The following is a 14,107-nucleotide window of genomic DNA, read 5'->3' as shown; positions in this document are numbered from 1 at the left end:
TCCCGGGACCCCGGACCCCGGACTCCAGGCCCGGACCGGACCCCGGACTCCAGGCCCGGACCCGGAGCTCAGGCCCGCCGTACCGCGCCCCGCACCGCCAGCAGGGTCATCGGGAGCAGCAGGCAGGCCCCGACCACGTTCAGCCAGCCGTATCCCGCCTGGGAGACGATCAGGCCGGCCGCGAGGCCGCCGATGCCGGCCGAGGTGTTCATGATGAAGTCCGAGAGGCCCTGGACGGCGGCCCTGGCCGCGGTCGGGACCGAGTCGGTGAGGAGGGCCGAGCCGGAGACCAGCCCGGCCGACCAGCCGAGGCCCAGGACGAAGAGGCCGAGGGCGACCTGCCCGTGGCTCGCTCCGGCCGTGCCGGCGAGCAGGGCCGCCAGGGAGATCAGGGCCACCGCAAGCCCGATGACGGTGAGCCGCCCCAGGCGGTCGGAGAGCCAGCCCATGACGGGCGAGAAGGCGTACATGCCGGCGATGTGGCCGCTGATCACCAGGCCGATCAGCCGGATGCCCGCGCCGTGGTGGCTGAGCGCGACCGGGGTCATCGACATGATCGAGACCATCGCGGTGTGCGAGCCGGCCACCGTCACCAGGGCGAGCCGCGCGCGGGAGGAGTCCCGTACCGCCCGCATGCCGGCCTTCAAGGAGCGCCCGTCGGCCGCGGTGGCCTCCTCGGGGCCGGCCAGCTCCCGGGCGGTGAGCAGCGGGTCGGGCCGCAGCAGCAGGGACACCATGACGGCGGAGACCACGAACACCCCGGACGCCCAGACGAAGGGCCCGGCCGCCGCCGGGATGCCGAGACCGGACACGCTCTCGCCGGCCGGGGCGGCCACGTTGGGGCCGAGGACGGCGCCGATGGTGGTGGCCCAGACCACCGTGGAGATCGCCCGGGCCCGGCGGTCCGGCTCGGCGAGGTCCGCGGCGGCGAACCGGGCGGCGAGATTGGCCGAGGAACCGGCGCCGAAGCCGACGAGGCCGACCAGGAGCAGCGGGAAACTGCCGAGGACCGCGCCGAGGACGACGACCCCCGCGCCGAGGGCGCCCACGAGATAGGCGAGCACGAGTCCGGCGCGCCGGCCGCGGCGGGTCATCAGGGAGGCCAGCGGCATCGCGAGCAGCGCCGGTCCCGCCACGGCGGCCGTGGACGCCAGGCCCGACAGCGCCTCCGTACCGCTGACCTCCTTGGCGAGGACCGCGGCGAGCGCGATGCCGATGGCGATGCCGAGGCCGCCGAGGATCTGGGTGGCGATCAGCACCGCCTGGATGCGGCGGCGCAGGGCCGGCAGCGCCTCGGGGGAGACCGGGGCGGATATCGCGGTCGACAGGAGAGCGTCAGGAGCGTCGGGCGTGTGGGTCACTGACGCATAGTGCCAGCCGTCCCCGCAGGTGGGAACGTCCCGACCGCACACGTCCGCTCCGCCGGCCCGCCCCGCACGGGATCAGAACAGCGGTTCCGGCAGGACCCCCTCCAGGGCCAGGAGCCGCCGCTTCGTCTCCAGGCCGCCGCCGAAGCCGCCGATCCCGCCGTCGCTCCCCACCACCCGGTGGCAGGGCACCACCAGGGGCAGCGGATTCGACCCCATCGCCGCGCCCACCGCCTGCGCGGCCGCGGGCTGCCCGACGCGGCGGGCCAGGTCGCCGTACCCCACCACCGAGCCGTACGGGACGCCGTCCGCCAGCTCCCGCAGCACCTGACGGTGGAATCCGGTCACCAGCGTCCAGTCCAGCTTGACGTCGAAGCTCCGCAGCCCCCCGTCGAAATACGCCGCGAGCTGCCTGATCGGCTCGGCGAGCCGGCCCGAAGCGCTCTCCACGAGCTCCCCGCCGAGCGCCGCGGCCAGCCGCTCCAGCGCCCGCTGCCGCACCCGCTCGTCGGCGTGGAAGACCACGCTCACCAGACCCCGGTCGGTCGCGGCGAGCAGCAGCGGCCCGATGACACTGGGCACCACCGCCCACTCCACCCGGCCCGCCGGCCGCTGCGTCCCCGGCTTCTCATGCTCCATGCCGTCACCGTACGACCCGGCACCGACAACCCGGCGGACCAATTCCCGGACCCCATGGCCGGAGGGCCGCGCCGGGCGCCATAATCCGGTAGCACTACTCAGCGGTACCGACTGTTTTCGGACGACGTTGCACCAGGGGTGGAGGACAGACGCTCATGCAGGGCACGGTCGACGGATTCAGCTACGGACTCGTCACGCCGGTGGCGGCCTTCCTCATGGCCTGCCTGGGCGGGGCGCTGGGTCTGCGCTGCACCACCAGATCACTGCGCCATGACGACACCTTCAAGGCGGGCTGGCTCGCCCTCGGCGCCACCTCCATCGGCACCGGCATCTGGACCATGCACTTCATCGCCATGATGGGCTTCTCCGTCCGCCAGGCCCCGATCACCTACGACCGGCCCATCACCTTCGCCAGCCTGGGCGTCGCCGTCGTCATGGTCGGCATCGGCATCTTCATCGTCGGATACCGCGGCGCGACCGCGCTCACCCTGGTCACCGGCGGCACCATCACCGGCCTCGGCGTCGCGACCATGCACTACCTGGGCATGGCCGGGATGCGCCTGCACGGGCAGATCGAGTACGACACCCTCACCGTCGCCCTGTCCGTCGTCATCGCCGTCGTGGCCGCCACCACCGCCCTGTGGGCCGCCGTCTCCGTCCACGGCTTCCTGGCCAGCCTCGGCGCGAGCATGGTGATGGGCCTCGCGGTCAGCGGCATGCACTACACGGCCATGGCGGCCGTCGACGTCGAACTGCACGGCCCGGCCGCCGCCACGGGTACCGGCGACAGCGCCACCTCGCTGCTGCTGCCGATGCTGGTCGGACCGGGCGTCTTCCTGCTGCTCGCCGCCGTCGTGGTCATGTTCGACCCGCTGCTGGTCATGGGCGAGCCCGACTGGCAGAAGCCCAGCGTCCGCGGCGGCTACCGCCACGGCGCCCCCGGCGTGCCCGCTCCGCGCCGTGCCCCGGCCTACGGGGAGCCCGCGAACTGGTCCTCCGCCCGGCCCGCGGCCCGCGCCGGCCGCAGGGCCGCCCACCGCGACGCGTACCGCTCCCAGGACTGGTGAGCCGGCCGGCGGACCCGGCGCCGGGCCCATCACCCTCCGGCTGTCAGTGGCGGGCCGTACGGTGGGTGCATGCGGCCCGTTTCCCACATCGAACGTACGGTGGCGCCCTTCGAGGTCGTCAGTCCCTACCAGCCCAGCGGCGACCAGCCGGCGGCCATCGCCGAGCTCGACCGCCGCATCCGCGCCGGCGAGAAGGACGTGGTGCTGCTCGGCGCCACCGGCACCGGCAAGTCGGCGACCACGGCCTGGATGATCGAGCAGCTCCAGCGCCCCACCCTGGTCATGGCGCCGAACAAGACCCTTGCCGCCCAGCTGGCGAACGAGTTCCGCGAGCTCCTGCCGAACAACGCGGTCGAGTACTTCGTCTCGTACTACGACTACTACCAGCCCGAGGCGTACGTCCCGCAGTCGGACACCTACATCGAGAAGGACTCCTCCATCAACGAGGAGGTCGAGCGGCTGCGCCACTCGGCGACCAACTCGCTGCTGACCCGCCGCGACGTGATCGTGGTCGCGTCCGTCTCCTGCATCTACGGTCTCGGCACGCCGCAGGAGTACGTGGACCGCATGGTCACCCTCAAGGTGGGCGACGAGATCGACCGCGACCAGCTGCTGCGCCGCTTCGTCGACATCCAGTACACGCGCAACGACGTGGCGTTCACCCGGGGCACCTTCCGGGTCCGCGGCGACACCATCGAGATCTTCCCGGTCTACGAGGAGCTCGCCGTCCGCATCGAGATGTTCGGCGACGAGATCGAGGCGCTCTCCACCCTCCACCCGCTGACCGGCGAGGTCATCAGCGACGACCGCCAGCTGTACATCTTCCCCGCCAGCCACTACGTCGCCGGCCCCGAGCGCATGGAGCGGGCCGTCAACGACATCGAGCGCGAGCTGGAGCAGCGGCTCAAGGAGCTCGAGAAGCAGGGCAAGATGCTAGAGGCCCAGCGGCTGCGCATGCGGACCACCTACGACATTGAGATGATGCGCCAGATCGGCTCCTGCTCCGGCATCGAGAACTACTCGATGCACTTCGACGGACGCGAGCCGGGCTCCCCGCCGAACACCCTCCTCGACTACTTCCCCGAGGACTTCCTGCTCGTCATCGACGAGTCGCACGTCACCGTCCCGCAGATCGGCGCCATGTACGAGGGCGACGCCTCCCGCAAGCGCACCCTCGTCGACCACGGCTTCCGGCTTCCCTCGGCGCTCGACAACCGCCCGCTGAAGTGGGAGGAGTTCCAGAAGCGGATCGGCCAGACCGTCTATCTGTCCGCCACTCCCGGCACCTACGAGCTGTCCCGCTCGGACGGCTTCGTGGAGCAGATCATCCGTCCGACCGGCCTCGTCGACCCCGAGGTCGTCGTCAAGCCCACCGAGGGCCAGATCGACGACCTGGTGCACGAGATCCGGCTGCGCACCGAGCGGGACGAGCGGGTCCTCGTCACCACGCTCACCAAGAAGATGGCCGAGGACCTCACCGACTACTTCCTCGAACTGGGCATCCAGGTGCGCTATCTGCACAGCGACGTCGACACCCTGCGCCGCATCGAGCTGCTGCGCGAGCTGCGGGCCGGCGAGTACGACGTCCTGGTCGGCATCAACCTGCTCCGTGAGGGCCTCGACCTGCCCGAGGTCTCCCTGGTCGCCATCCTCGACGCCGACAAGCAGGGCTTCCTGCGCTCCGGCACCTCGCTCATCCAGACCATCGGCCGCGCCGCGCGCAACGTGTCCGGCCAGGTCCACATGTACGCGGACACCGTCACCCCGGCGATGGCGCAGGCCATCGACGAGACCAACCGGCGCCGTGAGAAGCAGGTCGCCTACAACACGGCCCACGGCATCGACCCGCAGCCGCTGCGCAAGAAGATCAACGACATCGTCGCGACCATCGCGCGCGAGGAGGTCGACACCGAGGAACTGCTCGGGACCGGCTACCGCCAGGGCAAGGACGGCAAGGGCGCCAAGTCCCCGGTCCCCTCGCTCGCCGCCCACGCGCCGAAGGGCAAGGGCAGGAAGACGGGGGCGACCGTCGAGCTGGGCGACCGCCCGGCGACCGAACTGGCCGGGATCATCGAGGAGATGACCGACCGGATGAAGGCCGCCGCCGCCGAGCTGCAGTTCGAGGTCGCCGCCCGGCTCCGCGACGAGGTGTCGGAGCTGAAGAAGGAACTGCGCCAGATGAAGGAGGCCGGGCTCGCCTGACCCGCCCACCCCACGCCCCGCGCGGACCGGCCCGGTGTGTTGCAAGAACGACACAAAACCGGGCCTGTCCGGGCAGGTTGTCAGTGCCCCTGCGTAGGGTGCTGCTCACACCGATGAGAGGGGCAGCGCGTGACGGTCAACATGACCAAGGGGCAGGCCATCAGCCTGGAGAAGAAGGACGGGGGGAGCCTGACCTCCGTGCGGATGGGTCTCGGATGGCAGGCGGCGCCCCGCCGCGGCCTGTTCGGCTCGCGCACCCGTGAGATCGACCTGGACGCCTCCGCCGTCCTCTTCGCCGACAAGCAGCCGGTCGACGTGGTCTTCTTCCGCCACCTCGTCAGCGACGACGGCTCCGTCCGCCACACCGGCGACAACCTGGTCGGCGGCGCGGGCCAGGGTGGTGACGACGAGTCGATCCTGGTGGACCTCCAGCGGATCCCCGTCCACATCACCCAGATCGTGTTCACGGTGAACTCCTTCACCGGCCAGACCTTCCAGGAGGTGCAGAACGCGTTCTGCCGTCTCGTGGACGAGACCAACGGCCAGGAGCTCGCCCGCTACACCCTGGACGGCGGCGGTCAGTACACGGCCCAGATCATGGCCAAGGTGCACCGGGCCGGCGCCGGCTGGCAGATGACGGCCCTGGGCAACCCGGCCAACGGGCGCACCTTCCAGGACCTCATGCCGTCGATCCTCCCGGTCCTCTAGCAGGACCCGGAACGGGGGCCCGGAGCGGGCCCGTTCAGCACAGGAACGCGTACGGAGAGACGGAGCAGATGACCGCCGAGCTGGTCCGGGGGCAGAACCGCCCCCTGCCCCACACCCGCCTGGAGATCCGGGTCTCGGCCGGTCATCCGGTCGTCGCCGCGGCCACCCTGGGCGACGAGCAGGGCCGGATCGCGGGCGCCGAGGCCTTCGCCCACCCCGGAGCCGCCGCGCTGCCGGGTGTGGAGGTGTCCCGGCAGGCCGCCACCGAGCACCGGCTCGCCGTCGACCTGGAAGCGGTGCGGGAGACCGTCCACCGCGTCTCCGTCCTCCTCGCGCTGCCCGTCGGTGTGGACGGCCCCACCCGCTTCGGGACCTCCGACGCGCCCGTCGTCACCGTCACCGGGACCGACGGCGCCGGCATAGCGAGCTACACGATCACCGGCCTGGACCGGGAGTCCGCACTGATCGCCCTGGAGCTCTACCGCCGTCAGGGCGCGTGGAAGGTCCGGGCCGTCGGCCAGGGCTACGAGGGCGGGCTCGCGGCGCTCCTCGCCGACCAGGGCCTCGACCGGCCCGCCGAGCTGGCCGGCTCCGTCCTGGACGCCGTCGCCCGGGGCCTGGCCCGCTCGGTCGCCACGCCGCCGCCGAAGGTCCCCGACACCGACCGCGCCCGCCGGCCCGCCCCGGCCCGGCCGGCGGCCCCGGTGCAGCCCACAGCCGCGGCCCAGCCCGGGCCGACCCCGCCCACGGCTTCCGCCGGCGGGCCCATCGACTACACCCACCCGAGCCGCCGCCCGGCCCCCGCCGCCGCTCCGCCGCCGGCACAGGACCCCGCCCCCGCCGCGTACCCGGCACCCGTCGCCGGGGACGCCACCGGCTGGTCGATGGACGAGCGGCTCTACAACCAGGTGTGGGGCATGTTCGAGGACCTGGCCCGCAGCGCCGCCGCCTATCGCAGCGCCTGCCAGTTCGCCGAGTCCCGGCTCGACCAGGAGCTCGACCGGGTCCTCTCGGACCCGCGCAGCAGGATCGGCGGGGCCGGCGACGCCGCCCGGGCCGAGGCGAGGGCCAGGCACGACGAGCTCACCGCCCGGGCCCAGGAGGCCCTGGACCGCGACCTCGCGCAGCTCGCGGCCGAGTCCGAGGTGGTCGAGCCCGCGCTGCCTCCCGCCTACGCCCGCTGGGACAACCCCGTCTGGCAGGCCTACCGGGTGCCCACGGAGGCGCCGATGGCGGTCCGGCTCGGCGATCTCCACCTGCCCGAGCGCACCGGGCTGCGCATTCCCTTCCTGGCCCGGCTGCCGCTGAGCAGGGGCCTGTGGGTGGACTCCGGGCGCGGCCACTCCGAGGCCGCCGGACTGCTCGACGACGCCGAGCTGCGCCGACTGGCGCTGGACAGCGCCGTCGCCCACGCGGTGCGGCTGCTCGCCGCGCACCCGGTGGACACCTTCCGGGTGCGGGTCGTCGACGCGGCCGGCGCGGGCGCCGCCGCGTTCGCCCCGCTGGTCGAGGCGGGCGTCCTCGTGGCGCCGCCCGCCGCCGGAGCAGCCGGGGTCTCGGCCGTCCTCGCCCAGGTCACCGAGCGGGTCGACCTGCTGCAGATGGCGCTGCGGGCCGGTGCGTCCGAGGACCTCCCGCCGGGTCTGGACACGGCCGAGGAACTGCTGATCGTGCACGACTTCCCGCACGGCTTCGACGACCGCTCGGTCAACCAGCTGCGCTACCTCGCCGACGAGGGGCCGGCGGTGGGCACCCATCTGCTGATGGTCGCCGACCGGGAGGACGCGTCGGCCTACGGGCCGGTGCTCGACCCGCTGTGGCGTTCCCTCATGCGGCTCACCCCGGTGCCCGACGACCACCTCGCGGATCCGTGGGTCGGCCACGCCTGGACGTACGAGCCGCCGGCCTTCCCGGCGGGGAGCGGCGTGCTGGGACAGGTGCTCGCGCGACTGGCCGAGGCCCGCGGGCCAGGGCGACCGTATCGCCACTGACCTGCGGTTTTGGCCTCGCTTTACCTATCTCTTTACCTTTTCTTGGTTCTTCGGGTAGTGTTCTTGGTGCGGAGGGGAGTACTCCCTATACGCGGCGTACCCGTCAATACGGACAGGTCAGACACCTGATCCCGGGGCGTCGGCCCGGACCCTCCCGGGTGGAAGAGACCTCCGGCAACGACGAGGCTGATCTTCAGCCGTACGACGCCGGAGGCGCAGTGGACGTTTCTGTGACCCTGTGGGTGCTGACCATTCTCGGTCTGGGCGCCCTGATCGCGGCCGACTTCTTCATCGGGCGCAAGCCCCATGACGTGTCGGTCAAGGAAGCCGGCATCTGGACCGTGGTCTGGATCGTTCTGGCCGTGCTGTTCGGACTGGGCCTGTTGGTCTTCGGCAGCAGCCAGGCCTCGGGCGAGTTCTTCGCCGGATTCATCACCGAGAAGTCGCTCAGTGTCGACAATCTCTTCGTCTTCGTCCTGATCATGGCGAAGTTCTCGGTGCCCTCCCACCTCCAGCAGCGCGTGCTGCTCGTGGGTGTGCTCATCGCCCTGGTGCTCCGCGCGATCTTCATCGCCGCCGGCGCCGCCATCATCGCGAGCTTCTCGTGGGTCTTCTACCTCTTCGGCGCGTTCCTGATCTACACCGCCTGGAAGCTCATCCAGGAGGCGCGCTCGGACGAGGAGGAGGACGAGTTCGAGGAGAACCGCCTTCTCCGGTCCATCGAGAAGAAGTTCGGGGTGGCCGACCGCTACCACGGCACGAAGCTCTTCATCCGTAACAACGGCAAGCGCGTGCTGACCCCCCTGATGGTCGTCATGCTCGCGATCGGCACCACCGACGTGCTGTTCGCCCTCGACTCCATCCCGGCGATCTTCGGCCTCACGCAGGACCCGTACATCGTCTTCACCGCCAACGCCTTCGCCCTGATGGGTCTGCGGCAGCTGTACTTCCTCATCGGCGGCCTGCTGAAGAAGCTGGTCCACCTGAGCTACGGCCTGTCGGTGATCCTCGGCTTCATCGGCGTGAAGCTGGTCCTGCACGCCCTGCACGAGTCCGGGGTGCACGTGCCCGAGATCTCCATCCCGTTCTCGCTGGCCGTCATCTGCGGTGTCCTGATCATCACCACGATCACCAGTCTCATCGCGTCGAAGAAGCAGGCCCAGCGCGAGGCGGCGGAAGCCGCGGAGTCCGCCGGGGCCGCGCGGAGCGGCGAGACCGGCGAGCCCGAGAAGGACAGCGTCGGGGCCTGACCCCCGGCCGCGAGGGCCGGTGCGGGCGGCAGACAGCCGCCCGCACCGGCCCTTCGCCATGCCGGCTCCGGCTCCGTCATGCCGCGCCGACCACCCGTCCGTCACCCCGGTTGCGGGGGCGCTCGGAGGCGCCGGGGTCATCGCCCGCGCGCGGAGGTCACCAGCCGCGCTCGTGCCACGCCGCGAGGTGCGGGCGCTCGTCACCGAGCGTGGTGTCCTTGCCGTGGCCCGGGTAGATCCAGGTCTCGTCCGGCAGCACGGCGAAGAGCTTGGTCTCCACGTCGTGGATCAGGCTCGCGAAGGCCTCCGGGTCCTTCCACGTGTTGCCGACGCCGCCGGGGAACAGGCAGTCGCCGGTGAAGACGTGGGGGTGTCCGTGCGGGTCGTCGTAGATCAGCGCGATCGAGCCCGGGGTGTGCCCCACGAGCCGGCGGGCGGTGAGCTCGACCCGGCCGACCGTGATCGTGTCGCCGTCCTCGACGGGGACGTCGGTCCGGACGGGGATGCCCTCGGCGTCGTACCGCCCCGCGTACGTCGTGGCGTCCGTCGCCTCGGCGACCTCGGCCAGGGCCTGCCAGTGGTCACCGTGGCGGTGGGTGGTGACGACGGACGCGATGCCGTCGTCACCGATCAGCGTGAGGAGGGTGCCGGCGTCGTTCGCCGCGTCGATCAGCAGCTGCTCGCCGGTGGCCCGGCAGCGCAGCAGGTACGCGTTGTTGTCCATCGGGCCGACCGCGACCTTCGAGATCATCAGGTCGGTCAGCTCGTGCACGTCGGCGGGCCCGCCGACCTTCACCACTCCGCTGTACGTCATGGCCTCAGCCTAGCCCCGGGCGGCCGGGCCGTGTCTCCCGGATCGGGCCGGGCCCGCGGCGCCCCCGAGCCGGCCCGGACCGCGGGCCACGGCCGCCGGCCACGGCCGGCCCGGGGGCCGGCAGGGGCTAGAGCGGAGGGAGATCGGGAAGGCCGTCGCCGGACAGGACGGCGAGGTGGGCGCCCTTGTCGCCGCGGCCGGACAGCCAGCCGAGGAGTTCGGCGGCCGTGCCGCCCAGGACCACCGGCGTGCCCTCGGCGCCGCCGGTCCGCCAGGTGGGGTCGCCCTCGTCGAAGCCGAGGCGCAGGGTCACCGGGGGCACCTCGGGGCGGCCGGACCAGCGGTCGGCGAGGAACCCGATCTCCCGCAGGAGGAACTCCTCGGGGAGGTCGGCCAGGTCGTAGCCGGCGTCCAGGTCCACGTGGTGCAGGTCCACCTCGACCCAGCGGCGGAACGGCACCCGGGCGGCCCGGTCGGTGACGCCGTTGCGCAGCTCCACGGTGCGCTCCCAGTCGGCGGGCTCGCGGCACACCTCCTCGAAGCGGTCGGCGGTCGCGCGCAGGTCGGCGAGCTGGACGTCGAGGGGCCGGCCGGCGTCCCGCTCGATGTCCGCGTCACGGGTCTCGGCGTCCTTGTACATCGGCAGGCCCCGGAGGACGTTCACGAGGGCGTCGGCGTTGCGGGACAAGTGGGCCAGGACGTGACCGCGGGTCCAGCCCGGAAGCCGTGACGGCTCGGCCAGCGCCGCGTTGTCCAGGGAGGCGGCCGCGGAGAGCAGACGGTCGGTCGCCGCGCGCACGGCGGCGATGTCAGACGCATGGTCGATCATGGCGCTGACCCTAGGGGGTGCGGGGGCGGTCCGGCCAGCGGTTCCGGAGCTCCGACCAGGGAGGCAGTGCCGGGGCGGGCCACTCGTTCGGGTGAAGCAGGCGACGAACGGCCGGAAATCGAATGTGCGTGCTATAGGCTCGATGGAAGCATCCGGCATCCTGGGTTGTTGGGTGTTCAGGCACATCCGCTCTCTCAAGAAAGGTGCGGACCGGCGTGACCGACCGTCTCATCGTTCGTGGCGCTCGCGAGCACAACCTCAAGAACGTCTCGCTCGACCTGCCCCGTGACTCGCTCATCGTCTTCACCGGGCTCTCCGGGTCGGGCAAGTCGTCCCTCGCGTTCGACACGATCTTCGCCGAGGGGCAGCGCCGGTACGTCGAGTCGCTCTCCTCCTACGCCCGGCAGTTCCTCGGCCAGATGGACAAGCCGGACGTCGACTTCATCGAAGGTCTGTCGCCCGCGGTCTCCATCGACCAGAAGTCGACCTCGCGCAATCCGCGCTCGACGGTCGGCACGATCACCGAGGTCTACGACTACCTCCGCCTGCTCTTCGCGCGCATCGGCAAGCCGCACTGTCCCGAGTGCCGCCGGCCGATCTCCCGCCAGTCGCCGCAGGCCATCGTCGACAAGGTCCTGGAGCTGCCCGAGGGCAGCCGCTTCCAGGTCCTGTCCCCGCTGGTGCGCGAGCGCAAGGGCGAGTTCGTCGACCTCTTCGCCGACCTCCAGACCAAGGGCTACAGCCGCGCCCGGGTCGACGGGACGACGATCCAGCTCAGCGAGCCGCCGACGCTGAAGAAGCAGGAGAAGCACACGATCGAGGTGGTCATCGACCGCCTCACCGTGAAGGACGGCGCCAAGCGCCGCCTCACCGACTCCGTCGAGACCGCGCTCGGCCTCTCCGGCGGCATGGTCGTGCTCGACTTCGTCGACCTCGCCGAGGACGACCCCGAGCGCGAGCGGATGTACTCGGAGCACCTCTACTGCCCGTACGACGACCTCTCCTTCGAGGAGCTGGAGCCGCGCTCCTTCTCCTTCAACTCGCCCTTCGGTGCCTGCCCGGACTGCACCGGCATCGGCACCCGCATGGAGGTCGACCCGGAGCTGGTCGTCCCCGACGAGGAGAAGTCCCTCGACGAAGGGGCCATCCACCCCTGGTCGCACGGGCACACCAAGGAGTACTTCGGCCGGCTGATCGGAGGCCTCTCCGAGGCCCTCGGCTTCCGTACCGACATCCCCTACGCCGGACTGCCGCAGCGGGCCAAGAAGGCCCTGATGTACGGCCACAAGACCCAGGTCGAGGTCCGTTACCGCAACCGGTACGGCCGCGAGCGCGCCTACACCACCCCGGCCTTCGAGGGCGCCGTCTCCTTCGTGAAGCGGCGGCACAGCGAGGCCGAGAGCGACTCCAGCCGGGAGCGCTTCGAGGGGTACATGCGCGAGGTGCCCTGCCCCACCTGTGAGGGCACGCGCCTGAAGCCGATCGTCCTCGCGGTCACCGTGATGGAGAAGTCCATCGCCGAGGTATCCGCCATGTCGATCAGCGACTGCGCCGACTTCCTCGGACGGCTCACCCTCAACGCCCGCGACAAGAAGATCGCCGAGCGCGTCCTCAAGGAGGTCAACGAGCGGCTGCGCTTCCTCGTCGACGTCGGCCTCGACTACCTCTCGCTCAACCGCGCGGCCGGCACCCTGTCCGGCGGCGAGGCCCAGCGCATCCGGCTGGCCACCCAGATCGGCTCCGGCCTGGTCGGCGTGCTCTACGTGCTCGACGAGCCGTCCATCGGCCTCCACCAGCGCGACAACCACCGGCTCATCGAGACCCTGGTGCGACTGCGCGACATGGGCAACACCCTCATCGTGGTCGAGCACGACGAGGACACCATCAAGGTCGCGGACTGGGTCGTCGACATCGGCCCCGGCGCCGGCGAGCACGGCGGCAAGGTGGTCCACTCCGGCCCCTTGAAGGAGCTCCTGGCCAACAAGGAGTCGATGACCGGGCAGTACCTGTCGGGCCGCAAGGCCATCGACACCCCGGACATCCGCCGTCCCGTGGACCCGGGGCGCCGGCTGACCGTGCACGGCGCCCGTGAGAACAACCTGCAGGACATCGACGTCTCCTTCCCGCTGGGCGTCCTCACCGCCGTCACCGGAGTCTCCGGCTCGGGCAAGTCGACCCTCGTCAACGACATCCTCTACACCCACCTGGCGCGCGAGCTGAACGGCGCCAAGTCGGTCCCCGGGCGGCACACGCGCGTGGACGGCGACGACCTCGTCGACAAGGTCGTGCACGTCGACCAGTCGCCCATCGGCCGCACCCCGCGCTCGAACCCGGCGACGTACACCGGCGTCTTCGACCACGTCCGCAAGCTCTTCGCGGAGACCATGGAGGCGAAGGTCCGCGGCTACCTCCCCGGCCGCTTCTCCTTCAACGTCAAGGGCGGCCGCTGCGAGAACTGCTCCGGCGACGGCACGATCAAGATCGAGATGAACTTCCTCCCGGACGTCTACGTCCCGTGCGAGGTCTGCCACGGCGACCGGTACAACCGGGAGACCCTGGAGGTCCACTACAAGGGCAAGTCCATCGCCGAGGTCCTGGACATGCCGATCGAGGAGGCCCTGGACTTCTTCGAGGCCGTCCCGACCATCGCCCGCCACCTGCGCACGCTCAACGAGGTCGGCCTCGGCTACGTCCGGCTCGGCCAGTCCGCGCCGACCCTCTCCGGCGGCGAGGCCCAGCGCGTCAAGCTCGCCTCCGAGCTCCAGAAGCGCTCCACGGGCCGCACGGTCTACGTCCTGGACGAGCCGACCACGGGCCTCCACTTCGAGGACATCTCGAAGCTGATCAAGGTCCTGTCCGGCCTCGTCGACAAGGGCAACTCGGTGATCGTCATCGAGCACAACCTGGACGTCATCAAGACCGCGGACTGGGTCATCGACATGGGTCCCGAAGGCGGCAGCGGCGGTGGCCTGGTCGTCGCCGAGGGCACGCCCGAGGAGGTCGCGTCGGTGCCGACCAGCCACACCGGCAAGTTCCTGCGCGAGATCCTGGGCGCCGACCGCATCAGCGACGCGCAGGTCCCGGCCGCGCGCGGCGCCAGGAAGGCCCCGGCGAAGAAGACGGCGGCCACCAGGGCGACGGCCGCCAAGAAGGCCGCGCCCGCGAAGAAGACCGCCGCCAAGAAGACGACCAGCCGGGCCCGCAAGGCCTGACGGACGTCGACACCGGCCCCGAGGAGGG

At 71.5% G+C, this 14,107-nt stretch carries 10 protein-coding genes; 6 read left to right on the top strand and 4 right to left on the bottom strand.

Features of this window, described 5'->3' with window-relative positions:
- Window positions 1-68 precede the first annotated feature (68 nt).
- Both ACGF1Z_RS06610 and ACGF1Z_RS06605 read right to left on the bottom strand, forming a co-directional pair.
- Window positions 69-1,361 (bottom strand): MFS transporter, encoded by a 1,293-nt coding sequence (locus ACGF1Z_RS06610; RefSeq protein ID WP_393000668.1) that lies wholly within the window; start codon window positions 1,359-1,361, stop codon window positions 69-71.
- 81 nt (window positions 1,362-1,442) lie between these two features.
- Window positions 1,443-2,006, bottom strand: a complete 564-nt coding sequence (locus ACGF1Z_RS06605) for a methylated-DNA--[protein]-cysteine S-methyltransferase (RefSeq protein WP_393000666.1) — start codon at window positions 2,004-2,006, stop codon at window positions 1,443-1,445.
- Between the two features lie 155 nt (window positions 2,007-2,161).
- Here ACGF1Z_RS06605 and ACGF1Z_RS06600 point away from each other — a divergent pair, with 155 nt between their 5' ends.
- The 5 genes from ACGF1Z_RS06600 (at window position 2,162) to ACGF1Z_RS06580 (ending at window position 9,224) form a co-directional block, all read left to right on the top strand.
- Entirely contained in the window at window positions 2,162-3,073 is a 912-nt protein-coding gene (locus ACGF1Z_RS06600) for an MHYT domain-containing protein (protein ID WP_393000664.1), read from the top strand.
- A 69-nt stretch (window positions 3,074-3,142) separates the two neighbouring features.
- The gene (gene uvrB / locus ACGF1Z_RS06595; RefSeq protein ID WP_393000662.1) at window positions 3,143-5,275 is read left to right on the top strand and encodes an excinuclease ABC subunit UvrB; all 2,133 of its coding nucleotides are present in this window, start codon (window positions 3,143-3,145) and stop codon (window positions 5,273-5,275) included.
- 129 nt (window positions 5,276-5,404) lie between these two features.
- On the top strand, window positions 5,405-5,983 hold the full coding sequence (locus tag ACGF1Z_RS06590; RefSeq protein ID WP_393000660.1) for a TerD family protein: 579 nt from the start codon (window positions 5,405-5,407) through the stop codon (window positions 5,981-5,983).
- A gap of 68 nt (window positions 5,984-6,051) precedes the next feature.
- Window positions 6,052-7,974 carry a TerD family protein gene (locus tag ACGF1Z_RS06585; RefSeq protein WP_393000658.1) on the top strand — a complete coding sequence of 641 codons (1,923 nt, stop codon included), beginning with the start codon at window positions 6,052-6,054 and terminating at the stop codon, window positions 7,972-7,974.
- A 218-nt stretch (window positions 7,975-8,192) separates the two neighbouring features.
- Window positions 8,193-9,224, top strand: a complete 1,032-nt coding sequence (locus ACGF1Z_RS06580) for a TerC family protein (RefSeq protein ID WP_393000656.1) — start codon at window positions 8,193-8,195, stop codon at window positions 9,222-9,224.
- A gap of 157 nt (window positions 9,225-9,381) precedes the next feature.
- Here the strand turns inward: ACGF1Z_RS06580 and ACGF1Z_RS06575 are convergent, their stop codons facing one another.
- Together ACGF1Z_RS06575 and ACGF1Z_RS06570 are read right to left on the bottom strand one after the other, a co-directional pair.
- A complete protein-coding gene (locus ACGF1Z_RS06575; protein ID WP_393000654.1) occupies window positions 9,382-10,038 on the bottom strand; it encodes an MBL fold metallo-hydrolase in 657 nt (218 codons plus the stop codon).
- Window positions 10,039-10,165: 127 nt separating this feature from the next.
- Window positions 10,166-10,867 carry a maleylpyruvate isomerase family mycothiol-dependent enzyme gene (locus ACGF1Z_RS06570; protein ID WP_393000652.1) on the bottom strand — a complete coding sequence of 234 codons (702 nt, stop codon included), beginning with the start codon at window positions 10,865-10,867 and terminating at the stop codon, window positions 10,166-10,168.
- Between the two features lie 215 nt (window positions 10,868-11,082).
- Here ACGF1Z_RS06570 and uvrA point away from each other — a divergent pair, with 215 nt between their 5' ends.
- Window positions 11,083-14,079: an excinuclease ABC subunit UvrA gene (uvrA, locus tag ACGF1Z_RS06565; protein ID WP_393000650.1), complete on the top strand. Its 2,997-nt coding sequence runs from the start codon at window positions 11,083-11,085 to the stop codon at window positions 14,077-14,079.
- Window positions 14,080-14,107: the final 28 nt, after the last annotated feature.

Origin of the sequence: Streptomyces sp. NPDC048018, assembly GCF_043202995.1 — a bacterium.
Classification (GTDB): Bacteria; Actinomycetota; Actinomycetes; order Streptomycetales; family Streptomycetaceae; genus Streptomyces.
This window is presented reverse-complemented; position numbering and strand designations above follow the sequence as displayed.

Bases quoted from the DNA above. Each gene is read 5' to 3' on its own strand.
- ACGF1Z_RS06605 (WP_393000666.1), bottom strand. From the start codon at position 2,006: ATGGAGCATGAGAAGCCGGGGACGCAGCGGCCGGCGGGCCGGGTGGAG.
- ACGF1Z_RS06600 (WP_393000664.1), top strand. From the start codon at position 2,162: ATGCAGGGCACGGTCGACGGATTCAGCTACGGACTCGTCACGCCGGTG.
- uvrB (WP_393000662.1), top strand. From the start codon at position 3,143: ATGCGGCCCGTTTCCCACATCGAACGTACGGTGGCGCCCTTCGAGGTC.
- ACGF1Z_RS06585 (WP_393000658.1), top strand. From the start codon at position 6,052: ATGACCGCCGAGCTGGTCCGGGGGCAGAACCGCCCCCTGCCCCACACC.
- ACGF1Z_RS06575 (WP_393000654.1), bottom strand. From the start codon at position 10,038: ATGACGTACAGCGGAGTGGTGAAGGTCGGCGGGCCCGCCGACGTGCAC.
- ACGF1Z_RS06570 (WP_393000652.1), bottom strand. From the start codon at position 10,867: ATGATCGACCATGCGTCTGACATCGCCGCCGTGCGCGCGGCGACCGAC.